Annotated in this window: 23 protein-coding genes; 8 read left to right on the top strand and 15 right to left on the bottom strand. The window is 73.0% G+C overall.

What is annotated here, in order from left to right; translation table 11 throughout:
- Positions 1-36 precede the first annotated feature (36 nt).
- On the bottom strand, positions 37-573 hold the full coding sequence (locus tag AB0A74_RS13310) for a hypothetical protein (RefSeq protein WP_358249073.1): 537 nt from the start codon (positions 571-573) through the stop codon (positions 37-39).
- A gap of 132 nt (positions 574-705) precedes the next feature.
- On the bottom strand, positions 706-1,860 hold the full coding sequence (locus tag AB0A74_RS13305; RefSeq protein ID WP_358249072.1) for a glycoside hydrolase family 6 protein: 1,155 nt from the start codon (positions 1,858-1,860) through the stop codon (positions 706-708).
- Between the two features lie 111 nt (positions 1,861-1,971).
- Between AB0A74_RS13305 and AB0A74_RS13300 the strand changes: the two genes are divergently transcribed.
- Together AB0A74_RS13300 and AB0A74_RS13295 are read left to right on the top strand one after the other, a co-directional pair.
- Positions 1,972-3,762 (top strand): helicase-associated domain-containing protein, encoded by a 1,791-nt coding sequence (locus AB0A74_RS13300; RefSeq protein WP_358249071.1) that lies wholly within the window; start codon positions 1,972-1,974, stop codon positions 3,760-3,762.
- Between the two features lie 56 nt (positions 3,763-3,818).
- A complete protein-coding gene (locus AB0A74_RS13295; protein WP_358249070.1) occupies positions 3,819-3,956 on the top strand; it encodes a hypothetical protein in 138 nt (45 codons plus the stop codon).
- Between the two features lie 37 nt (positions 3,957-3,993).
- On the opposite strand, the gene AB0A74_RS13290 is transcribed toward AB0A74_RS13295, so the two are convergent.
- Positions 3,994-5,508 carry a M28 family peptidase gene (locus AB0A74_RS13290; RefSeq protein ID WP_358249068.1) on the bottom strand — a complete coding sequence of 505 codons (1,515 nt, stop codon included), beginning with the start codon at positions 5,506-5,508 and terminating at the stop codon, positions 3,994-3,996.
- A gap of 394 nt (positions 5,509-5,902) precedes the next feature.
- On the opposite strand from AB0A74_RS13290, the gene AB0A74_RS13285 reads away from it, so the two are divergent.
- Entirely contained in the window at positions 5,903-6,769 is an 867-nt protein-coding gene (locus AB0A74_RS13285; RefSeq protein WP_358249066.1) for a hypothetical protein, read from the top strand.
- A 38-nt stretch (positions 6,770-6,807) separates the two neighbouring features.
- Here AB0A74_RS13285 and AB0A74_RS13280 read toward each other — a convergent pair whose 3' ends face one another.
- The 3 genes from AB0A74_RS13280 to AB0A74_RS13270 form a co-directional block, all read right to left on the bottom strand.
- Positions 6,808-7,335, bottom strand: coding sequence for a transposase (locus tag AB0A74_RS13280; RefSeq protein WP_358249065.1), 528 nt, complete (start codon positions 7,333-7,335; stop codon positions 6,808-6,810).
- Positions 7,336-7,511: 176 nt separating this feature from the next.
- Positions 7,512-8,261 (bottom strand): hypothetical protein, encoded by a 750-nt coding sequence (locus tag AB0A74_RS13275; protein WP_358249063.1) that lies wholly within the window; start codon positions 8,259-8,261, stop codon positions 7,512-7,514.
- A 147-nt stretch (positions 8,262-8,408) separates the two neighbouring features.
- Entirely contained in the window at positions 8,409-8,804 is a 396-nt protein-coding gene (locus AB0A74_RS13270) for a nuclear transport factor 2 family protein (protein ID WP_358249061.1), read from the bottom strand.
- Between the two features lie 168 nt (positions 8,805-8,972).
- Here AB0A74_RS13270 and AB0A74_RS13265 point away from each other — a divergent pair, with 168 nt between their 5' ends.
- The gene (locus tag AB0A74_RS13265) at positions 8,973-9,848 is read left to right on the top strand and encodes a hypothetical protein (RefSeq protein ID WP_358249060.1); all 876 of its coding nucleotides are present in this window, start codon (positions 8,973-8,975) and stop codon (positions 9,846-9,848) included.
- 3 nt (positions 9,849-9,851) lie between these two features.
- Here the strand turns inward: AB0A74_RS13265 and AB0A74_RS13260 are convergent, their stop codons facing one another.
- From AB0A74_RS13260 to AB0A74_RS13250, 3 genes are read right to left on the bottom strand one after another with little or no spacing between them, the layout of a single operon-like run.
- Positions 9,852-10,178, bottom strand: a complete 327-nt coding sequence (locus AB0A74_RS13260) for an STAS domain-containing protein (RefSeq protein ID WP_358249058.1) — start codon at positions 10,176-10,178, stop codon at positions 9,852-9,854.
- Positions 10,175-11,176, bottom strand: a complete 1,002-nt coding sequence (locus AB0A74_RS13255; RefSeq protein WP_358249055.1) for a B12-binding domain-containing protein — start codon at positions 11,174-11,176, stop codon at positions 10,175-10,177. The genes AB0A74_RS13260 and AB0A74_RS13255 overlap by 4 nt, the downstream gene beginning before the upstream one ends.
- Complete coding sequence (locus tag AB0A74_RS13250; protein ID WP_358249053.1) at positions 11,173-12,720, bottom strand: SpoIIE family protein phosphatase; 1,548 nt, start codon at positions 12,718-12,720, stop codon at positions 11,173-11,175. Before AB0A74_RS13250 ends, AB0A74_RS13255 begins: the two co-directional genes overlap by 4 nt.
- Positions 12,721-12,966: 246 nt before the next feature.
- Between AB0A74_RS13250 and AB0A74_RS13245 the strand changes: the two genes are divergently transcribed.
- Entirely contained in the window at positions 12,967-14,298 is a 1,332-nt protein-coding gene (locus tag AB0A74_RS13245) for an endo-1,4-beta-xylanase (RefSeq protein ID WP_358249052.1), read from the top strand.
- A 107-nt stretch (positions 14,299-14,405) separates the two neighbouring features.
- Here the strand turns inward: AB0A74_RS13245 and AB0A74_RS13240 are convergent, their stop codons facing one another.
- From AB0A74_RS13240 to AB0A74_RS13225, 4 genes are read right to left on the bottom strand one after another with little or no spacing between them, the layout of a single operon-like run.
- A complete protein-coding gene (locus AB0A74_RS13240) occupies positions 14,406-15,527 on the bottom strand; it encodes an acyl-CoA dehydrogenase family protein (RefSeq protein ID WP_358249050.1) in 1,122 nt (373 codons plus the stop codon).
- A gap of 33 nt (positions 15,528-15,560) precedes the next feature.
- Positions 15,561-15,923, bottom strand: coding sequence for a hypothetical protein (locus AB0A74_RS13235; RefSeq protein ID WP_358249049.1), 363 nt, complete (start codon positions 15,921-15,923; stop codon positions 15,561-15,563).
- A 37-nt stretch (positions 15,924-15,960) separates the two neighbouring features.
- Positions 15,961-16,488: a hypothetical protein gene (locus tag AB0A74_RS13230; protein ID WP_358249047.1), complete on the bottom strand. Its 528-nt coding sequence runs from the start codon at positions 16,486-16,488 to the stop codon at positions 15,961-15,963.
- Entirely contained in the window at positions 16,485-16,742 is a 258-nt protein-coding gene (locus AB0A74_RS13225) for a hypothetical protein (RefSeq protein ID WP_358249045.1), read from the bottom strand. Before AB0A74_RS13225 ends, AB0A74_RS13230 begins: the two co-directional genes overlap by 4 nt.
- A gap of 261 nt (positions 16,743-17,003) precedes the next feature.
- On the opposite strand from AB0A74_RS13225, the gene AB0A74_RS13220 reads away from it, so the two are divergent.
- On the top strand, positions 17,004-18,446 hold the full coding sequence (locus AB0A74_RS13220) for an NAD(P)/FAD-dependent oxidoreductase (protein WP_358249043.1): 1,443 nt from the start codon (positions 17,004-17,006) through the stop codon (positions 18,444-18,446).
- A 47-nt stretch (positions 18,447-18,493) separates the two neighbouring features.
- Positions 18,494-19,231, top strand: coding sequence for a polyprenol monophosphomannose synthase (locus AB0A74_RS13215; RefSeq protein WP_358249041.1), 738 nt, complete (start codon positions 18,494-18,496; stop codon positions 19,229-19,231).
- Here AB0A74_RS13215 and AB0A74_RS13210 read toward each other — a convergent pair whose 3' ends face one another.
- Positions 19,232-20,068, bottom strand: coding sequence for an NYN domain-containing protein (locus AB0A74_RS13210; protein ID WP_358249039.1), 837 nt, complete (start codon positions 20,066-20,068; stop codon positions 19,232-19,234).
- A 220-nt stretch (positions 20,069-20,288) separates the two neighbouring features.
- On the opposite strand from AB0A74_RS13210, the gene cph reads away from it, so the two are divergent.
- Complete coding sequence (cph, locus tag AB0A74_RS13205; RefSeq protein WP_358249037.1) at positions 20,289-21,134, top strand: capreomycin phosphotransferase; 846 nt, start codon at positions 20,289-20,291, stop codon at positions 21,132-21,134.
- A 135-nt stretch (positions 21,135-21,269) separates the two neighbouring features.
- Here the strand turns inward: cph and AB0A74_RS13200 are convergent, their stop codons facing one another.
- On the bottom strand, positions 21,270-22,616 hold the full coding sequence (locus tag AB0A74_RS13200) for a lysine 2,3-aminomutase (RefSeq protein WP_358249035.1): 1,347 nt from the start codon (positions 22,614-22,616) through the stop codon (positions 21,270-21,272).

Raw genomic sequence — 22,616 nt, 5'->3', positions numbered from 1 at the left:
CCGCCGGCGACCGGGACTCGACCACGGCGCCAGCGGTCAGTCAGCCGTCGTCGAGACGTCGGAGTGCCGCCGCCACGTGGCCTCCTGCGACTGCCGGAACCGGGCGCGTTGGCGGGACACCCACGGGAGCAGGCCGAAGAGCATCGCGAGGGAGATCACCAGGAGCAGCACGCCACCGCCGACGCCCTCCCCGCCGCGGAACTCCAGCACGGCGACCACCAGGCCCAGCACGGCGAGCAGCCCGAACAGCACCCGCACCGCCCACACCGGGAAGGGCATCGCCAGGAACGCGTCCACCTGGTCCACCAGCGGCCGGGCGAGCCGCGGGTCCTCCACCGGCTCACCTCGGCGCATGGCGCGGGAGATGGCGCGGCGCTCGCGGCGGTCCAGGCCGTTCAACGCCGTGGAGCCCCACACGTGCCGCATGGCGAGCCCCATGCCGAGGCCGAAGAACAGCCCCATGACCAACCCGACCCACACGTTGTCCCGCAACAACCCCTGGGTCACACCGAACATCGCGCCGGCGAGCAGCCCCATCAGCACGGCCTTGCGGTTGGACGTCCGTCGCGCCACCGGAAACCTCCCCCGAGATCGACTCCTCCGCCGATACCCGTTCCGGCACACGCCCAACCGCGCCCGGCAGGCCCCCCGGGTGTGCGCGAACTCCGCTCGCACCACCCGGGAGGCCTTCCCGCGTCCGGAGGACTACCGCAGCGGGGGAGAGGCGAGCTTCGCCAGTTCCAGGGCCTGCTCCGGCCACCACCGGCCGGCGGGCGGGCCGCCCTGGCACTCGCCGTCCGACTCGCCCGGGCGCTTGACCCACAGGAACGCGTCCACCAGCGGGACGCCGGTGTTCGCGGTCGGGCGTTCGCCCAGGCCGCGGCCCGGCGGGTTGCACCAGTCGGTCTCGCCCGGACCCGGGGTGTAGTGGCCCCGGCCGTTGCGGCTGGTGTCGAGGACGAAGTGGGTCATGCCGGGCTTGTGCACCGGCAGCGCGTCGAGTTCCGCGTCCGACGGGCAGCTCGTCGCGCCCTGCCCGCGCAGGTGGATGCACTGGGAAACCCGTGTCCCGTAACGGACCAGGTCCTCGGTGGTGCGGTAGTTCGAGGTGTTCAGGGCGAAGCCGTCGGCTCGGGTCACGCCGCCGCGCAGCAGGCGGTTGACGATGCCGGATTGCTGCCGGGGCTCGCCGTACCCGGCGTCGTAGTCGTTGAGCGCCTGCCACGCCGAGTGGCCCGCGTCCAGGTAGACCCGGGTGTGCTTGCCGCGCTTGAGGGCGTCCACGGCGTGGTTGATCTCGCGGTACCGCTGCGGCACCAGTTCCTCGTCCGGGCCGATGGTGCACCACGGTTCGCTGGTCAGCAGCGCCAGGCCGTCCGGCTCCACCACGACCACGGCCTTCTCGTCACCGATGCCCTGCGCGAAGGCGTCGATCCACTCCTTGTACTCCTGCTCGCTGCGCGCGCCGCCCGCCGACCACTGCGAGCAGTCCCGGTAGGGCACGAAGTACGCCACGAGCACCGGCACGCGGTCCTGGGCCTTGGCCGCCCGCACGACCCGGCGCACGTCGTCGCGCACCTTGTCCGCGCCGGCCGTGGTGAACCAGATCGCCTGGCCGTGGGACGCCATCGCGTCCATCAGGTCGGCGTCGGCGGCGCGGCCCTCCCGCCGCCAGATCGCGGCCTGCCGGGCCGCGCCGGAGTCCGGGTCCACGTAGAACTCCGTGCCCCGGGGCAGGTGCGGCGGGCCGTCGCGCTCGCCGGTCCCGGCGGTCGCCGTCGCGGCGAACGCGCCGGCGACCAGCGCGGCGGCGGCCAGCCCGGCCAGGGCGGTCCGGCGTCTCGTCCCTCGCTTGTCCACGGTCCTCTGCTCCTCCTCGTTGAGTCTGGGAGCGCTCCCAAGGGTCGGCCTAGCATGGATGGTCGTGCGGTAGATCACAAGCCCTTCGCGGCGCGTTGCAGAATCACCGGTATGGGCGACGGGTCGTTAGCGGCGTACCTCGACCGGATGAACCGGCCGGACCTGGCCGAGGTGCGTCGGCTCCGGCCGGACGTGCCGGTCGGCGCGGCGCCGGAGGAGCTGGCGGAGTGGTTGAGCGGGCGCGGGGCGTTGTCCGCGCTGCGGCTGGTGAGCCGGGACGCGGTGGCCGCGGGACGGGCGGCGGCGGTGCTGGGGGCCTCGGCCACGGTCGAGTCGGTGGCGGCGGCGACCGGCGGGGACCGGGAGGCGGTCCGGTCGGCCTTGGGCGAGCTGCGGCGGGTGGGGGTGGCGTGGCCGGCCGGCGACGTGGTGCGGCTGGTGCCGCCGGTCGTGGACCGGTGGCGGCGGGCGACGGGACCGGTGGAGGTGACCGGGCGGCCGGCGGTCGAGCGCGGGCGGGGCGGGTCGGACGGCGAGCTGCGGTCCGCGGTGCAGCACCTGTTGCGTTCGGCCTACGCGGTGCTGGACACGGGCGAGCCGATCGTGGCGTTGCGGCGTGGCGGGGTGGGGGCCAAGGAGCGGCAGCGGCTGCGCGAGGCGCTCGGGCTGGACGACGACTTCCTGGTGCTGGTGCTGGACCTCGTGTTCGCGGCCGGGTTGCTGGGGTCGCACGGGACGGCGTTCGGGGTGACCGCGCGGTACGAGCGGTGGCGGGCGGCGACGCCGGCGCGGCAGTGGGCGGAGCTGGCGTGGGCCTGGTTCCGGATGCCGCACGCCCCGACGGCGCGGCGGGTCCCGGCCGCGCCGAAGGTCGAGTCGTCACACCCCCGGGCGGCGCGGTGGGCGGTGCTGCGGGCGGCGCGGGGCGGGTGGTCGGTGGACGGGATCGCCGCCGCAGCGCACTGGTTCTGCCCGGCGGTGCACGAGCACGTGGGCGAGGTCGCTCGTGAGGCGGAGATGGTCGGGGTGGTCGTCGGGGACGCGCTGAGCGTGTGCGGGGAGGCGCTGCCGGCCGCCGACGACGTGGACGCGCTGGCGCGCGCGGTGGCCGGGGTGGTGGTGCCGATGCCGTGCGAGGTGGAGTTCTCCGACGACCTGACGGCCGTGGTGTTCGGGCAGTTGACGGTCGAGGCCGCGCGGGTGCTGGCGGACGCGGCGGAGAGCCGGGTGGAGGACGGGGCGCGGGTGTGGCGGTTCACCCGGGCGAGCGTGCGGGCGGCGTTCGCGCGCGGGTGGACGGCGGAGTCGTTGCCGGCCGCGTTGGAAGGGCTGACGGGCGGGGGCCTGCCGTGGGCGTTGCGGGTGTTGTTGGGGGAGCGTGGGCGGGGGCGGGTCAGCGTGCGGGAGGTGGGGTGTTGCGTGGTGGCTGAGGAGGGGGTCGTCGCGGAGGTGGTGCGGGTGCCGGGGTTCGTGGAGTTGGCGCCGACCGTGGCGGGGACCGGGATGGCGTCGGCGGAGGCGGTTCCGCTGTTGCTGGCGCAGGGGTTCTCGGTGGTGGAGGACCCCGCGTCGGGTGGGGTGGTGGTCCGACGGCGCGCGGTCGCGCCAGTCGCTCCGGCTGCTTCGGCTGGGGTGCCTGCGCGTGAACCGACGACGGCTCAGGTCGTGCGGCGCAGGAACCGGAAGTTGTCGAAGCAGGCGGTGGAGCTGTTGGCGGGGGCCATCGACGGCCGGTCGGACGTGCGCATCGAGTACGTGGACGGGAAGGGCGAGTCCTCGCAGCGCACGATCACGCCCGCGGGGTGGGACGGGCCGTTCCTCCTGGCGTGGTGCCACTTGCGGGAGGCCGATCGGCAGTTCCGGGTGGAGCGGATCACGTCGGTGACGCCGGCGCTGCCCTAGGCGCGGCGGCGGTCGGGGAGATCCCGGTCGGCCGGCCCACGTGGTGGCGGTTGGCGGTGGCCGACCGCGGGGACGGGTTGGTCCTGGTGGTGCCGCCCTCGGTGTCCAAGGCGGTGCTGCTCGACTCGCTGGTGCCGCGGCTGGTGGCGGGGCCGGCCGCCGGCCGGAGGGGGTGCGTGTTCGTCGTGACCTGAACGCCGGGGGCGGCTGGAGTGCCGCCCCCGGCGCGGGTCAGCAGGCGCCCTGGTCCTGCCAGACGGCCCACGAGCCGGGCGCGCCGGGTTCCGCGCCCGACGAGTACCAGGTGGACTTCCACTTGTGGTTGTTGTGCGACACCACGTCGTCGGGCGCGTAGGACGCCGACGCGCTCCACGCCGGGACGCCGTCGCAGCCGCCCGGCCCGCCGCCCGTGACGGTCAGCGCGTAGGTGGCCGAACGGGCGGTCGTGCCGGTCCCGGTGACGGTGATCGAGTAGGTGCCCGACGCCGTCGAGGCCGGGACGGAAACCGTTGCCGTGGAGGAAGAACCCGACTGGACCGTGCCCGGGTCGAACGTCACCGCCACACCGCTGGGCGCGCCGGTCGCCGACAGGGTGACGGTCTGCGGCGACCCGGCCGTGGTGGACGTGGTCACGGTGAACGTGGTGGAACCGCCGGCCGCCACCGAACCGGACGACGGCGACAGCGACAACGAGAAGTCGTTGGCGGGGCTCTCGTTGACCGCCTGCTTCCAGATCGTGTGGGCGACGCCGTCGGCCGCGCGGTCCAGCGCGGTGGGGTTGATGTTGCCGGTCGTGTCGCAGCGGGCGTGGTAGCACGGGTCGTAGGCCGCGCCGGCCGTGCCGCCCCACTTCGCCGCCTGGGCGTTGGTCTTGCGGGCCGACGCGCCCGTGGCGTAGCCGGAGGAGGGGATGCCCGCCTGTTGGAACGAGTAGTCGTCGGACCGGCCCGCGCCCTCGACGTTCTCCTCCGGCGCGAGGCCCAGCGACGTCCAGTACTCGCGCAGCGGGGCCGCGGCGGCGGTGGAGATGTTGTTGACGAAGTAGCCCGCGTTGCGCGACCCGACCATGTCGAAGTTGTAGTACGCCTTGATGGCCGTGCGCTGGGCGGAGGTCAACTGGCCGACGTAGAACCGGGATCCGTTGAGGCCCTGCTCCTCGTCGGTCCACCAGGCGAACCGGACGTGCTTGGTCATCGACGGGTTGCGGGCGGCGAGTTGGAGCGCGTTCTCCAGCAGGACCGCGGACCCGGAGCCGTTGTCGTTGATCCCCGGACCGGCGGACACGCCGTCGAGGTGCGCCCCGAACACCACGGTCTGGTTGGCGTCGCCGCCGGGCCAGTCGGCGATCAGGTTGTTCGACACGTAGGTGCAGGAGGTGCAGCGCTGCTCGGTGACCGTGTACCCGGCGGCTTGCAGCTTGCCCTTCACGTACGCGAGCGACTGCGTGTACCCGGCGCTGCCCGCGCGCCGGTGGCCGCCGTTGGCGGTGGCGAAGCCGTTGAACTGGGTGAGGTGCGCCTGCACGGCGGCGACGTCCACGTTCGGCGGCGCGAGCGCGACGGGCTGGGCCGGCGCTGCGGCGGGCGAGGCCTGGACCGCCGGCGCGGAAGGTGCCGCGGCCGGCGCGGCGTGGCCTGCCGGCGCGAGGGTCGCCGCGCTCGGGTCGGCCTGGGCCGTCGGCGCGAGGACCCCCGTCCAGGCGAGGGTCGCGAGGGCGACCGCCGCGCCCAGGGTTCTGTGCTTCATCCGATGCTCCTCGTGAGGCAGGGGGAAGCCGACCGCACCGGCCCCACGCGGGCGGCGGCCCGGCTGGGTGCGGTCGAACCACCGCAGCGTCGCACCCCGGCGCGCCGCGCGAATAGGGCTTCCGGTAGGTACCCGCCGGCGAAATTCCCCGCCACACTTCAAGGTTGCGTGAGAAGCACACGGGACCACGCGCGAAAATGGTCCCATATCACGGAACCCATAACACCATGCTTCCCCGCTGACGTGGAATGCCTTGGGCGAACCGCAATTCAACGGATTCGCATGGTCATGCAACGCGCGCATGGACGCGACCTGCCCGTCACTGCACGATCTGTGCTTCCGCATACCGCGCGGCGACCCCGTGCGGTATCGCGCGGGGTGGGGAGGGCGTCACATGCGCGGTCTGGTGGCGTGGTTCGAGGCGCAGGTGCTGCGGGCCGGCTTGGCGGGGTTGCTCGAAGCGTCGCTGACCGTGCTGTCCGTCGGCGCGGTGCTCGGCGCCGTGTTCGGGGGTCCGGTCGCGAAGACCGCGGCCGTGGTGGTCGCGGGGATCGGCGTGCTCGCCGCGTTCGCCGCGCTGGTGGCCCACCGCCGGCGCGGCGAGGCCGACCGGCTGCGGGACCGGCGGCTGATCGCGCGGTACTGCGAGCTGGTGCAGCAGGCGATCGGCGGGCCCCTGCACTACCTCAGCTGGGACGACGTGACCGTGATCGACGACCGGGGCGGCGCGGCGGAGACCGTCGCCGTCCGCGCGCGGGTCGAGGCGGACGTCGCGCCCTTCGTCCGCTTCCGGATCGGCCCGGCGTGGAACCAGCCCGAGCGGCAGCGGGCGAAGGTGACCTGCCGGGTCCGCACGCTGTCCGGCGCGACCACCCCCGGTCCGCGGTGCGACACCACGCAGACGTGGCTCGCCGACGGCCGGCTGGAGGTGATCGCGCACCTGGCCTCCCCGGTGAAGGCGGGCGACGAGCTGCGGCTCGTGATCGACCTGGACTGGCCCGGCATGTGCGAACCCCTGGTCCGCAAACGGCAACCGGACGACTTCTTCCTGCGCTTCGCCCGGCCCGCCGACGCGGTCCGCTACGTGATCGTGCTGCCCGAGGGGGAGGACGCCTACGCCGAGCCCATCGGCTTCGCGGAAGGCGACCGCGGGTACGACCTGATCGTCAAGGCCAACGACACGGGCCGCACGCAGGTCACCCTGACCGCCACCGACGTGCCGGGCCGCCACCGCTTCGGCGTGCGGCTGGACCTGAAGTAGGCGACGCCCGGCTCGACGCCGGGCGTCGCCCGCGTGGATCAGTCGTCGTCGGTCTTGTCGCCGCCCACGAGCACCCTCCTCAACTCCGTCGACCTGCCCTCGGCCGGGAGGGGAGTCCCGGCGGGGCGGATTCGATCACCACCGGCGGTGTCTCGCGTGGCCGTGCCGGACCGTCGCGACCCGTCGAGCCGAACTGCCCCGCGTCCGCCCGCCTCCGGCCGCGCGGTGCGGCGCCGGGCGGCGCGGCGGACGGTGTCGAGCCAGCGGAACTCCGCGTCCCAGCCGTCCCCGGGCACGGCGATGCCGTCCAGCGCGTCCCACACGCCCGCCTCCGTCCAGTGGACGAACCTGCGGTGCGCGGTGGCGCGCGAGATCCCGAACACGGGCGGCACCTCCCGCCAGGAGCACCCCGAGACCAACACGAAAGCCACCGCCGCCAACGAGGCGCGGTCGTCCTTGGGCTCGGTGCCGCCGCCCTGCCGCCGTCTCGGCCACTCGGGCAACGCCGGGTGGACCAACTGCCACACGCGACACGGCACGAGCATTTCGACGAGGTCCTGCGACACGACGGGGATTGTGCGCCGCGCGCCGACATGAGATGGCGGATTCCACGCTATGGGGACTGCTTGTCGCCCAGTGGTCGTCACCGGTCGGTCAACGGTGCAGCCGATTTCTGCCGCACATATCCCTTGATCAACGAATACGAGCGCGAGTCGCGATTGTGGCGGGCCCGGAACACGTCTCAGCAGCCGACGCGGCGGGTGGACAGGGCCAGGTCGTCCAGCCACACGTCGTAGGTGCCGGAGTTGGGCTGGTAGAGCTGCCAGCCGAACTTGACCGCGTCGAACCGGGGGAACAGGAAGTCGACCGGGTTGCCGCCGTGGTCCTTCGTGGACACCGTCAGGTCCGGTTCGGGTTGGCCGTCGATGGAGACGGTGACGCGGTTGTCGGTCGCGTCCATGTGCCATTCCACGCATTGCCACACGCCCGCGCGCGACGGGGCGGATTCGCGCCAGTTCGTCCAGTCGCCGGTCGGGCCGCCGTCCGCGCCGACGCCCCACAGCGCCTTGTCGAGCGTGGGCACGTACTGGCCGCCCAACGGGCGGATGATCTCCGGGCCGTCGCCGGTGGTTTCGACGAGGGTGTAGTGCGCCCAGTCGGGTTCGGTGGGGAAGGCGGCAACGCGGATGCGGGCGCGGCCGTGGAAGCTGTTGCCGGGGGCCGAGAAGTGGTCCACGCGCAGGAACGCGCGGCCGTTGCCGACCGTGTGGGCGTGCAGGACCTTGTTGCGCCCGTGCCGTTCCACGGTCAGCGTGCCGTCCTTGGTGTCCACGCCCCACTTGAGGCTGGTCGCGCCGCCCGTGGGCACGCGTTCGAAGTCCTCGCAGAACAGCAGGTCGGCGCGGGAGCACGGGGCCGGCTTCGCGTCCGCCGTCACCGCGGTGGGCACGGCGAGCAACGCGGCCAAGCAGGCCGTCAGCAACTTGCGCACAGCGGGTCTCCCTCGGGGTGCCGGTGGACGTCACCCGAACCCTACGCAGTTCTGGGAGCGCTCCCAATGCACCGTTCGGCGGCAACGCGGGCGGCTTTCGGAGGCTCGCCAGGGAGGTGTCGCCGGGGAGGTGTCGCCGGGGAGGTGTCACCGAAGGGTGTCGGCGTGGCGGTGGACGACCTTCCACTCGCCGTTCTCGCGGCGGTACACCTGGGTGACGCGCAACGTGTACTCGCGCGCCTCGCCGTCCACGGACGCGCGCGTGTGCTCGTAACCGGCGGTGTACGCCAGGTCGCCGACCACGTCGGCCGCGACGATCTCGTACTCGTGGCGCGTGCAGTCGCTGAAGGTGTCGCCCAGGTCGGTGAACAGCCGGTCCACCTCGTCCCAGCCGGTCGCGGAACGCCACGCGCCGAGCACCGTGACGGGATCGCCGCGGGACCACAGGGCGCGTCGGGGCGCGGGATCGCCGTTGTGCAGCGCGGTCTCGGCCTCCCTGAGGCGGGAGCCGACCCAGGCCAGGAAGTCGTCGCGGTCGCCCATGTCGCACCTCCACTGTCCTCATTGCACCACCGGATCTCCCGGCCCGCAGGGGGCGAGGAACCGCGCGCGGACGCCGTGGGCGGCGGGAAAGTTGCCTCGCCGACAGGTCAACGTCGCAGGCCCCCGAGAGCCTTTTCAGTGGATGTGAGGGGAATTCGAGTGGCATTGGTGGCGACGGGGGCCGGCGCGGTGGCCGTGATGGCGGTGGCCGTGGTGGCGGGGCCGGGGGAGCGGCGGGAGGGGCCTGCCGCCCCGGTGGCGATCGTGGCGGAGGCGCCGGTCGTGACCACGGCACCGACGACGACGCAACCGACCACCACCACGACCACGACCGTGACGCCGACCGAACCGCCGGTGGTGGAACCGCAGGTGCAGGCGCCGCCGACGGTCGATCTGGCGGGCGTGGCACCGGGGGTGCGGCGCGGGGTGGTGGTGTTCGACCGGGACGCGGGGGCGGAGGTGTTCGCCGAGCGGCCCGAGGAGGCGTTCCCGGCGGCCTCGGTGATCAAGCTGTTGATCGCCCTCGACGCGTTGGAGCGGGGCACGGCCGCGCCGGACGTGGTGGCCGAGATGCTGTCCACCAGTGACGACGGCATCGCCAACCGGTTGTGGCGGCAGGCGATCCCGCGGACCTGGGCGGCGCGGATCGGGCTCGACGGGCTCGTGCCGCCCCCGGACCCGAACATGTGGGGCGACACGCTGATGACCGCCCGCGACGTCGTCGCCGTCTACCGGTACGTGCTGGACTCGCCGCGGGCGGACGTGGTGCTGCCGGCGCTGGCGAACGCGACGCCGCGGGGCGCGGACGGCGTGGACCAGACCTTCGGCATCCCCGCCGGGCTCGCCGGGCACCGGTGGGCGGTCAAGCAGGGCTGGGCGTGCTGCTACAGCGGTCAGCGGGCGTTGAACACCACCGGGGTCGTGGACGACCGGTTCCTGGTGGCCGTGCTGACCGAACAGCCGGCCTCGACCGGGTTCGCCGCGGCGGCCAAGAAGGTGACCGTCCTCGCCGCCGCCCTGGACCCGTTGTTCGAGAGCGCGTGACGGTCAGCGCGCGGGTGTGTCGCCGGTCAGGTGCAGGTGGGTGTTGGTGCGGCGCAGCAAGCGCTCCAGCACGGCCGGCGGGTTGCGCACGGTGAGCGCCGCGCCGGCGGCGGACGCGCGGTGGTGCGCGGCGAGGAGGGTGGACAGGCCGTGGGAGTCGCAGTGGGTCAGGCCGGCGCAGTCCAGGACGACCACCGCCGCGCGGGTCGCCAGCGCCTGGTCCACCACGCCGATCAGCCCGTCGTCGCGGCCGTAGACGAGGTCGCCGGACAGCGCCACCGTGGCGTGGCCGTCGGTGGTGGACAGGGTGCAGGTCAGCGCGGCGCTCACGCCGCGGGCCCCTGGTCGGCGAACCCGCCGGCCACCGAGCGGGCCGCGTCGAGCAGGCGGGTGGCGCGGGGGAAGTCGCGCAGTTCGGCGGCGAGCACGTCCAGCGCCGGGCCCAGCGCCGACAGCGGCGCGCCGCGCGCGGCCTGGACCTCGGCGTGCCACGCCAGGTAGCCGGTGAGCAGTGTCGGGTCGTCGGTGTAGAGCGCGGCGCACAGGAAGTCCACGATGTGCGCCAGGTCCTCGGGCGGGCTGCCGGCGGCCACGCCCGAGCGCACCAGCCGCCGCGCCGACCGGGACACCAGCGTGTACTCCTGGTCGGCCAGGTGCGGCAGGTCGTCGATCGGCTGGTGGGCGTCGCGGGTGCGCAGCGGCAGGCCGCCCGCCAGCAGGTCCGCCGCCGCCCGCGCGTCGGGCGCCCACAGGTCCGCGCCCAGCAGGCGCGCGTACCGGCCGTCCGGGCCGAACGCGCTGCCGCCGACCAGCACGGGCGTCCCGGCGGCCTGGCAGGCGGTGATCGTCGCGTGCGCGGTCGGCAGCCGCACGGCCAGCGACCCCGACAGCGCCACCGCCGCCGGTCCGGTGGTGTGCAGGTGGGTGATCAGGTGCGGCACGGGCAGCTGCGCGCCCAGGTAGTCCACGCGGAACCCGCGCAGGGCGAGCACCTCGGCCAGCAGCCGGGCGGGCAGGGCGTGCCACTCGCCGTCCACGCACGCCACCACGACGTGCGCGAGGTGCGGCCGGGGGCGTTCGACGACCGCGCCCAGCGCCGCGATCACCCGTTCGTTGATGGCGGTGGCCGCGTGCTCCTGGGCGACGGTGAGCCGGTTGGCCGCCCACTCCGCGCCGACCCGCCGCTGCACGCCGCCGACGACGTCGAGCAGCACCGACTCGGCGTCCAGGCCCGCGTCGAGCGCGCCCAGCACGGCCCGGGTCGCCGCCGGTTCGTCCCCCGCGACGACCGCGGCCCACAACGCGTCCGCGACGCCCGCGGCGGTCACGACGCGTACCGGGGCGCGGTGACGGCCAGCAGCGCGATGTCGTCGTGGCTGCCGCCGCCGATCCACTCGGCCGCGACCATGTGGACGTGCTCGGCCACCGCGTCGGCCGGCATCCCCGCGCACGAGGCCAGCACCGCGTGCAGCCGCTCCTCGCCGAACATCTCGTCGCCCAGCGGCCCGCCCACGGCCTCGGTGATCCCGTCGGTGTAGAGCAGGCACGTCTCGCCGGGCGCGAGCAGGACCTCGGCGGTGGTGGACACGACCTCGGGCAGCACGCCGACCAGCGTCCCCGACGTCGGGGCCTCCTCGACCGCCCCGGTGGTCCGCACGACCAGCGGCGGCAGGTGCCCGCCGGAGGTCAGCCGCAGCCGCACCCCGCCCTCGACCGGGCGCACCGACGCCAGCACCAGGGTGACGAACCGGGTGCCGTGCCGGCCCAGCAGCGCGTCGTTGAGCAGGGTCAGGACCCGCTGGTGGTCGTCGGACATCGGCAGCAGCGCCTGCACGACGCTGCGCACCTTGCCGGTCACCACGGCGGCCTCCAGGCCCTTGCCGCACACGTCGCCCAGCACCGCCAGGTGCTCGTCGCCGACCGGGTGGACGTCGTAGAAGTCGCCGCCGACCCGTTCGGAGTCCGACGCGGGCCGGTAGCGGCCGGCCAGCTCGACGCCCTCCACGCGGTGCAGCACCGGCGGCAGCAGCTCGCGCACCAGGGTCTCGGTGATCGACGCCTGGGCGGCGAAGCTGCGGGCGGCGGAGATCGCGGACCCGGCGCGGGCCGCGAACAGCCGCGCGAACACCTCTTCGTCCGGCGTGTAGGCCCGGTCGGCGCTGCGGCGCAGCAGCACCAGCGCGCCCGCCGGCACGCCGTGGCCGGGCAGCGGGGTCACCACGATCGAGCCGATCTCGCCGAAGCCGTCGGGCACCAGCCAGTCGGGCGCGGACACCGGGTCGATCCACCGCGAGGGCACCGGCGGGAACCCCTGCAACGCCTCGCCCAGGCCCGCCACGTCGTCGGGGTCGATCACGAGCCGGTGGTGCGCCGGCGCGTCGCCGCGCACGCACACCGTGGCCGGGTGGCCGGCCACGCCGCCGGGGGCGATCACCCACGCGGCGTCGGCCAGGTGGTCGGCGGCCAGCTGTGCGGTGAGCTGCATGCAGCGGTCGGGGTTCAGCGAGGTCAGCAGGGCCGAGGAGACCTTGCTCAGCAGGGCGGTGCGCTCCCGTTCGACGCGCAACTCCTCGCGGGCGCGCCGCACGTCGGTGTCGTCGACCAGCCACCACGTGACCGCGCCGTCCGCGTGCGGCACCGGGTGCGCCTCGTACGCGCGGTCGCCGATCGGCCCGGAGGCCACCGGCCCGCCGGCGGGGAAGGCCTCGTGCGCGTCGGCCAGCCAGTCCACGGTCCCGCGCAGGGCGGTCCCGGCGGTCACCAGGACCCCGGCCGCCGCGTTCGCCTCCCGCACGACTCCGCCGCTCTCCACCACGAGCGCGGGGTAGGGGGCCTCCCGCCACACCGGGTCGCCGACCTCCGGCCGACGCATTGCACGTTCGGTATCCACCACGCGCGCGGACTCCCGGAGCGGGGGCCCTCCACCTCACAGAAGTCGGTTGACGGTTCACCAACAGTGTAGCGACGGCGGGCACCCGGTCACGCCCCGCGGGGTGCCGCCGCTAATGGGATCGCGCATTTATTTAGCCGGTCGGAGGCGTTGCCCAGGCCGTCCCGCTGTGGTTATCGTCGCCCTCTGCAAGTATCGTAAACTCAATCGAAAGTTTCGGTGCGCAACATGAAGCTGACAGCGAAGTCGGTCTCACGAGTCGCGCTCGTGGCGAGCCTGGTGGCCGCCACGGCGGGCGCCGCGGTGCTGGTGGCGGCGCCCGCCAGCGGCGCGGCGGCCACGCTCGCCGCCGCGGCCCAGCAGAGCGGGCGTTATTTCGGCACCGCGGTGGCGGCGAACAAGCTCGGCGACTCGACCTACGTCGGGATCCTCAACCGCGAGTTCGACATGGTCACGGCCGAGAACGAGATGAAGATGGACGCGACCGAGCCCAACCAGGGCCAGTTCTCGTTCGGCAACGCCGACCGGATCGTCAACCACGCCCGCAACCAGGGCAAGCGGGTCCGCGGCCACGCCCTGGCCTGGCACTCCCAGCAGCCGGGCTGGATGCAGAACATGTCCGGCAGCGCGCTGCGCCAGGCCATGCTCAACCACGTCACGCAGGTGGCGTCCTACTACCGGGGCAAGATCTACGCCTGGGACGTGGTGAACGAGGCGTACGCCGACGGCACCTCCGGCGCGCGCCGCGACTCCAACCTCCAGCGCACCGGCAACGACTGGATCGAGGCCGCCTTCCGCGCCGCCCGCGCGGCCGACCCGGGCGCCAAGCTCTGCTACAACGACTACAACACCGACAACTGGTCGCACGCCAAGACCCAGGGCGTCTACCGGATGGTGCAGGACTTCAAGTCCCGCGGCGTCCCGATCGACTGCGTCGGCTTCCAGGCGCACTTCAACAGCGGCAACCCGGTGCCGTCCAACTACCACACCACGTTGCAGAACTTCGCCAACCTCGGCGTGGACGTCCAGATCACCGAGTTGGACATCGAAGGCTCCGGCAGCACGCAAGCCCAGCAGTACCAGGGCGTCGTGCAGGCGTGCCTGGCCGTGTCGCGCTGCACCGGCATCACGGTGTGGGGCATCCGTGACAGCGACTCGTGGCGCGCGTCCGGCACCCCGTTGCTGTTCGACTCCTCCGGCAACAAGAAGGCCGCTTACACGTCCGTGCTCAACGTCCTGAACAGCGGCACGGGCACCACCACCCCGACCACCAGCACGTCCAACCCCGACCCCGGCGGCTGCACCGCGACCTACGCCGAGGGCGAGAAGTGGAGCGACCGCTTCAACGGCCAGGTGACGGTGACGGGCACGAACAACTGGGTCGTCACGGTCACGGTCAGCTCGCCGCAGCGGATCATCGCCACCTGGAACACCACGGCGACGTGGGAGACGGCCAACGTGATGACGGCACGTCCCAACGGCAACGGCAACACGTTCGGCTTCACCGTCATGCACGGCGGCAACTGGACCTGGCCCAGCGTCTCCTGCCGGGTCGCCTGACCCCGGACTCCGCCTGACCCCGGACTCCGCCCGACCCCGGACTCCGCCCGACCCGCGGTGGCCGCCCGACCCGCCTCGTCCCGAGGTGGGTCGGGCGGCCACTTCGGTCACGGGGTCATCGTGGTGGCGCCGATGTGGTTGAGGCAGAACTCGACGGAGTGGGCCATCAGCCAGCCGGTCTGGGCGTCGCGGAAGACGCGCTGGATCGGGGAGGTGGTGACGAAGCCCGAGCCGCCGCCGACCTGGAGGCACAGCTGGGCCAGGTCGCGCGCGACGCGGTTGGCCGTGGGCTTGGCGCGGGTCGTGGCGGGTAGGAACGCGGGGGAGTTCCGGTCGGCCAGCCACGCGGTGTTGTGGGCGACCAGGGTGGCGGCCTCCAGGTCGAGGACGGCCTTGGCCACGTCGAACCGCAGGTGTTGTTGCGCGGCGAGGGGTTCGCCGGTCGGCAGGGTCCGGGTGCGGGCGTGGTCGAGCAGGGTGGCCAGGGCCGTGTCGGCGACGCCGAGCGAGAGCCACGCCAGGCCGGCGGCGATGTGGTTGGGGCCGGGGGCCGCCGGCGGGCAGCGCCGGTCGGAGCGCAGCACGGTGCCGTTGAGGCCGACCAGGTGGCTGCGGGTGGCGCGCAGGCCGAGGGTGTCCTGCGGCGCGAAGGTCACGGTGTCGTCGGGTTCGAGCCCGAACAGGGTGGGTTGGCCGTCCACCAGCGCGTTGATCAGGAAGTGGTCGGCGATCTCGCAGCCGGAGATGAACCGCTTCGCGCCGGTGAGCCGGTAGCCGCCCGCCACGGGTTCGGCGACCTGCTGGGGCGTGAGGAACTGGTTGCCGCCGGTGGGTTCGGACAGGGCGTTGGCGAACCGCCGTCCGGCGATCAGCTCGTCGGCGTAGTAGCGGGCGACCTCGGGGGTCGAGTGGCGCACGAGCGCTTCGGCGGCGCCGATGTGCATGAGCCACAGGCACGCGGTGGACGGCTCGGCGGCGCTCAACACCCGCAGCACCGCGCCGACCGTCCGGTAGCTCAACGACCGGCCGCCCCACTCGTGCGGGAGCGTCGCCCGGTCCAGGCCACTGGCGTGCAGCGCCCGCAGGTTGTCGAGGGGCAGCCGCGCGGTCCGGTCCAGCTCGTCGGCGGTGGCGGCGAAGTCGGCGGCCAGCTCCGCGGCGACCCGCACCCACGACTGCTCGTCCGCGGGAGGGCCCAGTGGGTGGTCGTCGGGCAACGGCATCGTCATGCCCGCCACTGTGACGCCTCGTCAGGACGGTGATCAAGGGTTCCGGCGCTCGACCAGCGCCGCGACGACGATCGCGACACCCACCGCCACGGCGACCAGCGCGACCGGGCTCGCCAGTGGCGCCGCCACCGCCACGGCGACACCGGCCCCCGCCCGGAGTGGACCACCCCGCCGCAACGCGCCGACGAGCAGCCCGACCGCGAGCGCCAACACCGGCGTCAGGAACAGCGAGAAGATCGCCCCGTACCCGTGCGGGTCGTCATCGGCCACGACCCCGTCCACCCCGGCGACCAGCAACACGACCCGGACCACCGCCCACGCGGCGACGCCCAGCCCGGCGAGGAGCAAGCCCCGCCGCACGCCCGGCGACAACACCCCGGCACCCCTGTCAGCCATGGAACTCCACTCGTGTCGGTCCGCTCGCGGGTGACGGTCAACCGAGCCGGTGGCGGCGGTGCCACGCGGTCGGCGGGCCGGTGCGCAGGCGGGTGTCGTCGGCTTCGTTGTAGACCACCAGCTCGGTGTCCCCGATGGTGAACGCGACCGCGACCTCCCGGACCTCGTCGTCGTCCACGTCGTCGGGCACGTGCCACTCCAGCAGGTCCACGGCCCGCACCCGCCGGCCGCGCAACGCCACCAGCTCCGGCGCGACGTCGTCCCGCCAGACCCACCGGTGACCGTTCCAGACCACGGGCCGGGCCGGGTCGATGGTGTTCCAGGTGATCGACATGGCCGTGGCGGCTTTGTGGTTGACCTCGACCTGCTCGCCTTCGAAGTCCAACAGCACCGGGCACTCGGTGACCCACCGGTCCGCCGGCGGGTCCCAGGCCACCCGGCCACGCGTGAGCACCCGGCCGACGAGCCCGCGCAGGCGGTCGCCGTGTGCGTCGTGCGTGGGACGCCACCCGTGCAGCCATCGCGGCTCGTAGCCCTCGATGCCGAGGTACGACGACGGTCTCATGACGCGTCCACGCCCAGTTCGGCGCGCACCTCGCCCAGGAACGCCTCCTTCACCCGCCGCGCCGCGTCCGCGTGGGCGCGCTCGCCGGCCAGGCGTTCCCGCTCCCGCTCGTACCGCACCTCCTCGCGAGCGGTCTCCCGCTCCCAGCGCCGGTCCTCGCGGCGCGCGTTGATCAACTGCCCGACCACGACGCCGACCAGGCCGATGACCCCGACGACGATCGGCACCCGGACCGAAACCCGACCAGAAGGCACGCCCGACAACATACGGTCCAGCACCCCCGTCACGCGAACGAGTGAGAGCCGGCGGTGGGGCGGGGAGGACCGTCCTCAACGGACGATTTCGTGCGGCCGAACGGGTCGCGGGGCTGCTCGGAAGAGCGAATACCCGCATTAATCGGAAATCGAGCGGAGTCCGGTGCGGCAAAAGGGTTTACCCCTTCGGGTAATGGTCGCGGTCGTCGGCGCGTCGGTACGGTCGCGTCATCCCGAGACCTCGCACGAAGGAGTGCGGTTATGGACTTCGACGCCTTGAGCCTGCTCCGCGACGGCCTCCCGGAAAGCCGACAACCCCGTCGCCGCGTGGTCGTCGTGGGCGCGGGGATCGCCGGGCTCACCACCGCCCTGCTGCTCAAGGACGCGGGACACGACGTGGTGGTGCTGGAAGGGCAGAACCGCCTGGGCGGGCGCATCCTGACCCACCGCGACTTCGCGGGCGACATGTACGGCGAGTTCGGCGCGATGCGCTTCCCCCGCCAGCACCCGCTGGTGCAGCACCTCATCGTCGACAAGTTCGGCCTGGAGACCGCGCCGTTCCCGATGTACGACGAGGACACGTTCATCTTCCTGCAAGGCAAGGGCGTTCGGCGCAGCGAGTTCGACGCGTCCTCGTTCCGGTTCGACCTCGCGCCCGAGGAGAAGGGCCGGACGCCGCACGAGCTGCTGCGGCGCGTCGTGCACCCGCTGGTCGAGGTCATGGAGAACGACGAGCCGGACCCGGCCTGGCACCGGCTGCTGACCGACTACGACCGGTACACCCTGCTCGGCTTCCTCAAGGAACGCGGCCTCAGCGACGGCGCGCTGGCCATGCTCGGACCGCTGTTCAACCTGGAGGGCCGCTACCACTTCTCGCTGCTGGAGTGGTTCTCGCACTACTACGAGGACGTCTTCGGCGACCTGGTCTACCTCCCGGCCGGCGCGGACGCGCTGCCCCGCGCGTTCGAGCCGCACCTGATGGACGACATCCGGTTCGGCGCGGTGGTGCAGGGCGTCGAGCAGTCCGACAGCGACGTGCGCGTGCACTTCCGGACCGGCCGCGACGTGCGGACCGTCACAGCGGACGAGTGCGTCGTGACGGTGCCGTTCGCGAGCTTGCGGCACATGGAGATCTCCGGGCTGGACCCGGAGAAGTGGTACGCCATCCGCAACACCTACTACGGGCGCGCGCACAAGTTGTTCATGCAGTTCAGCGAACGCTGGTGGGAGACGCGGTACGGCATCACGCACGGCACGACGGTCACCGACCTGGCCATCCGCAACGTCGTCTACCCGCCGGCGGGCCAGGACCGCAAGCACGGCAAGGGCGTGATGATCGCTTCCTACTGCTGGGAACAGGACAGCATGCCGTACACGCCGCTGGCGGGCGAGGAATGCGTGATGCAGGCGTTGGAAGACCTGTCGAAGATCCACCCCGAGGCGCGCGAGACGTTCGAATTCGGCGTCTACAAGGACTGGGCGCTGGACTGGTTCGCGTGCGGCATCGGCCCGTTGTTCCGCGCCTACGAGATGAGCGAGTCGTTCTACGAGGACGTGATCCGCCCGGTGAACCGGGTGTGGTTCGCCAACGACGCCTGTGACCGCCGGCACCGGCGTTGGGCGGAAGGCTCGGTGAAAGCCGCCATCAAGAACGCTTATGCGATCCACACCGGACTACGTGACGAACTCCCCTGGCACGACTGAGGCGGTCGCGCACTTCCCGGCGTCCGCGCGCGGGTAAGCTCGGGGGAATGTCGAAACAACCGGACTCGCTCAGGACCACCGTCGTCGTGCCGACCTACAACGAGCGGGACAACCTGCCCGTCCTGGTCGACCTGCTCGCCGACCTGGGTGTGCCGGGCCTGCACGTCCTGGTGGTCGACGACAATTCCCCCGACGGCACCGGCGACCTCGCGGACAAGTTGGCGCTCGAAGGCCCGCTTCCGCTTTCCGTGTTGCACCGCACGGAGAAGGACGGCCTCGGGCGCGCGTACGTCGCGGGGATCCTGAAGGCCCTGGACGACGGCGCCGACCTGGTCGTCCAGATGGACGCCGACCTGTCGCACCCGGCGAGCGCCATCCCGACGATGATCGAGGTGCTGCGGACGTCGGACGCGGCGGTCGTCATCGGTTCGCGTTACGTGCCCGGCGGGTCGGTGTCCGGCGAGTGGAAGTGGCACCGCAAGGCGCTTTCCCTGTGGGCCAACGTCTACGTCAACGCGATCCTGCGGCTGCGCGTCAAGGACGCCACCGCCGGCTTCAAGTGCTGGCGCGCCGCGACGCTCCGCAGGATCGACGTCGGCTCGATCCGCAGCAACGGGTACGCCTTCCAGGTCGAGATGAACCACCGCGTGGTCAAGCGCGGGATGCGCATCGCCGAGGTGCCGATCCGGTTCGAGGAGCGGGCGGAGGGCGCGTCCAAGATGAGCTTCGGGGTGCAGTTGGAGTCCGCGGTCATGCCGTGGAAGCTGCTGTTCAAGAAGGGCTGATCACTCCGTCTGCACCGCGTACGCCCGCGGGTACTTGCGTCCGGCCGGGGGAGTGGACGGGCCGGAGAACGACACGGACGTGCCGACCGGCAGGGCCACCAGCCCCAGCGGGAGGTCGTCGCGCGAGACGAACCAGGACGCGCCGCGCGTGTCGGTGATGAACCCGTGCGGCTGGCCGGTTTTCCACCCGGTGACGGTGCCCTTGCGCCGGCCGCGGGGTTCGCCGGCGACGGACGCGCCGCCCCCGGAGGTCCGCACGAACGGCGCCCGCAGCGGGTAGTCGTCGCGTTCCGCGGGTGTGAACAGGTCGTCGAACGTGGGCGTGGCCGACGCCGCCGCGCGCAGCGGCGCCGCCGTGCGCGGCATCCACGCCGGCGCGACGACCCCGCCGTCCACGACCGGCACCACGACCCGGACGCCGCGTGTCTTGAGGCGGGTGGCGAGGGGTGCGAAGTCCGCGTCGCCGGTCACCAGCACGACCCACCGCAACGGCACGGAGGTGGCCCGCTCCCAGGCCTCCAGCGCGAGGTGGACGTCCACCCCCTTCTCCTTGCCCGCGTGCAGCGGCAGGTCGTGCCGCACCACCCCGGCCGCCGCCAACACGGCGTCGAACGCCACCGCCGGCGTGTCGATCCGGCCGCGGACGTAATGCGCCTCACTGACCACGCACTCGTCCAACGGCTGGTGGGTGACGGTGTGCACGTACCAGCGCAGGGCGTCGTGGAACCCGTCCAGCGAGACCCGGGCGGCCCGCGGGTGCACGGACGCGAAGTAGTCGCTCAAATACGCGAACCAGGTGCCGTCGTAGAACACCCCGATCCGCTCGCCATTCCCCACCCGCGAACTCTAACCGGCGGCACGCGCAGGCCCGTCCGGCGCACGATTCCGCCGTGCGCCGGACGGCTCCAGTGGTTCGTGCGCGGGCGTGGGTTCGGTTCGGGTGCTGTGCGGCGATTCACCCGATCGTTGTAAGGGATTTCACTGAGTAGTGGGACGGGTGCGGACCGTGAGATAAATCGGTCGCGGTGGCTTCGGTGGGTCGGCACTATGTGGGGGCATGACCTTGTCCCACCTTGTTGACGTGGTTCGGCGTGCCCACCCGGATGTCGATCTTGAGGGTGCCGGTGTGCACTCCGGCCAGTTCCACGACGTGTTGATCGCGCGTGACCGGGTGTTCCGGTTTCCCAAGACGGCTGGCGCGGCGGCGGAGCTGCCGGGTCGGGTGGCGGTGCTGACGGCGGTCGACGCGGTGGAGCTGGGGGTGGGGGTGCCGGTTCCGCTGTCGGAGGTGCGGGACGGCGGTCCGCACGGGTTCCTGGTGCTCAGCCGGCTGCACGGCACGCCGTTGGAGCGGGGGGACGCGACGTCGCCCGAGGTGATCGACGTCGTGGCCGCCGAGTTCGCGCGGGTGTTGCGGGCGATGGCCGGCGCTGATGTGGAGAAGTTGCGGCTGGTGCTGCCGGTCGCCGACGCCGGGCGGTGGCGCGGGTTCGCCGGGCGGGTCCGGGCGACGCTGTTCCCGCTGATGTCGGAGGACGGCCGGGCGCGGGCCGAGCGCGAGTTGGCGGCGGCCGTGGCGATGGACCACGTCGCCACCGGGTTGGTGCACGGGGATCTCGGCGGGGAGAACGTGTTGTGGCAGCAGGTCGAGGAGCTGCCGCGGCTGACCGGGATCGTGGACTGGGACGAGGCCAAGGTGGGCGACCCGGCGGAGGACCTGGCGGCGGTGGGGGCCAGTTATGGGCCTGAGCTGGTGGAGCGGGTGGTCGCGCTGCTCGGGGCGGGGGACCTGTGGCCGCGGATCCGGGCTTACCAGGGGACGTTCGCGTTGCAGCAGGCGCTGGCGGGTGCCGAGGACGGCGACGACGAAGAACTGGAAGACGGCCTGACCGCCTACCGCTGAGTCCACCGCTCCGCCATAGCCCACCCGCACGCCCACACTCGCCGCAGGCCCGCGCACGCCAGGCCGGCCCACCCCGCGCCCGCCCGTGCCGGTGCCGCGCCCCGACGACCGTTGAGCCGTCGGGGCGCGTGCGGGTCAGGCTCGTTCGTGTTTGCGCCACCACCGCCGGCCCGTCTCGCCCAACGTGGAGATCGGGTCGTAGTAGGGGTACCGGCGGTCCAGGGCGTTCGGGTCGTCTGATTCGATACCCGTCCGGTAGTTCTTCGTCCAGTACGAGACGCCCAGCTCGCGGTCGTACTCGACCACCTGGTGCACCCACCGCTTCCCCACGTACGGCACGTCGCACACGATGCGCGGCGTCGCGTAGCCGGGTAAGTAACCCATGATCGCCGCCTGCAGGTCCTGCGCCTCGGCCACCGACGTCCGCCAGTGCTCGGCGTTCGGGATCATGTCGCACAGGTAGAAGTAGTACGGCAGGATGTTCGCCTCGCCCTGCAACGCGAAGCACAGCTCCAGCAGGTCGTCCGGCGTCGCGTTCACGCCCCTCATCAGCACGCCCTGGTTGCGCACGTCCCGCACCCCCGCGTCCAGCAGCGCCCGCGCCGCCTCGGCCACCAACGGCGTCACGGACTGGGCGTGGTTCACGTGCGTGTGCACGGCCAGGTTCACGCCCCGGCTCGCGGCCGTGCGGGCGACGCGGGACATGCCCTCCACCACCTGCGGTTGGAGCCAGTGCTGGGGCAGGCCGGCGAGCGCCTTGGTGGCCAACCGGATGTCGCGCACGGTCTCGATCTCCAGCAGCCGCGCCAGGAACGACTCCAGTTGCGGCCACGGCACGTTCGCCACGTCACCGCCGGAGACCACCACGTCCCGCACGGCCGGCGTCCGGCGCAGGTAGTCCAGCATCCGGTCCTGCCGGTCCACCGGTTTGAGCTCCAGCTTGTGCTTGCGCACCTGCGGGGTCGAGTTGCCGACCAGGTCCATCCGCGTGCAGTGCCCGCAGTACTGGGGGCACGTGGACACCAGCTCCGCCAGCACCTTCGTCGGGTACCGGTGGGTCAGGCCCTCCACCACCCACATCTCGGCCTCGTGCAACGAGTCCCGTGACGAGTACGGGTGGCTCGGCCACTCGGGGTCGCGGTCGGACCGCACCGGCAGCATGTACCGGCGCACCGGGTCGGCGTAGAACGCCCCGGTGAAGTCCGCCGCCCCCTCGGGCACCATCGTGTTGAGCATCTGCGGGGGCAGCAGCATCGACATCGTGGCGAACGACTCCTGGTCGGCCGCCAGGTCGTCGTAGAACCGCTCGTCGAGCAGGTCACCGACGACCGCGCGCAACTGCCGGGTGTTCCGGACGCAGTGCACGCGCTGCCACCGCGGGTCGCGCCACTGCTCCCGCGTCACGTCCCGCCAGCCGGGGAACCGCCGCCAGGACGGCTCCACCGGCGTGCGCCGGACGTGCTCGTGCGGCTGGACGGGCAC

The organism is Saccharothrix sp. NPDC042600, from assembly GCF_040647305.1.
Lineage (GTDB): Bacteria > Actinomycetota > Actinomycetes > Mycobacteriales > Pseudonocardiaceae > Actinosynnema > Actinosynnema mutabilis.
This window is presented reverse-complemented; position numbering and strand designations above follow the sequence as displayed.

Excerpts from the sequence above, each read along its gene's own strand:
- AB0A74_RS13290 (WP_358249068.1), bottom strand. The coding sequence starts at position 5,508 with ATGAAGCACAGAACCCTGGGCGCGGCGGTCGCCCTCGCGACCCTCGCC.
- AB0A74_RS13240 (WP_358249050.1), bottom strand. The coding sequence starts at position 15,527 with ATGACGATGCCGTTGCCCGACGACCACCCACTGGGCCCTCCCGCGGAC.
- AB0A74_RS13270 (WP_358249061.1), bottom strand. The coding sequence starts at position 8,804 with ATGGGCGACCGCGACGACTTCCTGGCCTGGGTCGGCTCCCGCCTCAGG.
- AB0A74_RS13285 (WP_358249066.1), top strand. The coding sequence starts at position 5,903 with ATGCGCGGTCTGGTGGCGTGGTTCGAGGCGCAGGTGCTGCGGGCCGGC.
- AB0A74_RS13230 (WP_358249047.1), bottom strand. The coding sequence starts at position 16,488 with ATGAGACCGTCGTCGTACCTCGGCATCGAGGGCTACGAGCCGCGATGG.
- AB0A74_RS13220 (WP_358249043.1), top strand. The coding sequence starts at position 17,004 with ATGGACTTCGACGCCTTGAGCCTGCTCCGCGACGGCCTCCCGGAAAGC.
- cph (WP_358249037.1), top strand. The coding sequence starts at position 20,289 with ATGACCTTGTCCCACCTTGTTGACGTGGTTCGGCGTGCCCACCCGGAT.
- AB0A74_RS13250 (WP_358249053.1), bottom strand. The coding sequence starts at position 12,720 with ATGCGTCGGCCGGAGGTCGGCGACCCGGTGTGGCGGGAGGCCCCCTAC.
- AB0A74_RS13300 (WP_358249071.1), top strand. The coding sequence starts at position 1,972 with ATGGGCGACGGGTCGTTAGCGGCGTACCTCGACCGGATGAACCGGCCG.
- AB0A74_RS13215 (WP_358249041.1), top strand. The coding sequence starts at position 18,494 with ATGTCGAAACAACCGGACTCGCTCAGGACCACCGTCGTCGTGCCGACC.
- AB0A74_RS13245 (WP_358249052.1), top strand. The coding sequence starts at position 12,967 with ATGAAGCTGACAGCGAAGTCGGTCTCACGAGTCGCGCTCGTGGCGAGC.
- AB0A74_RS13235 (WP_358249049.1), bottom strand. The coding sequence starts at position 15,923 with ATGGCTGACAGGGGTGCCGGGGTGTTGTCGCCGGGCGTGCGGCGGGGC.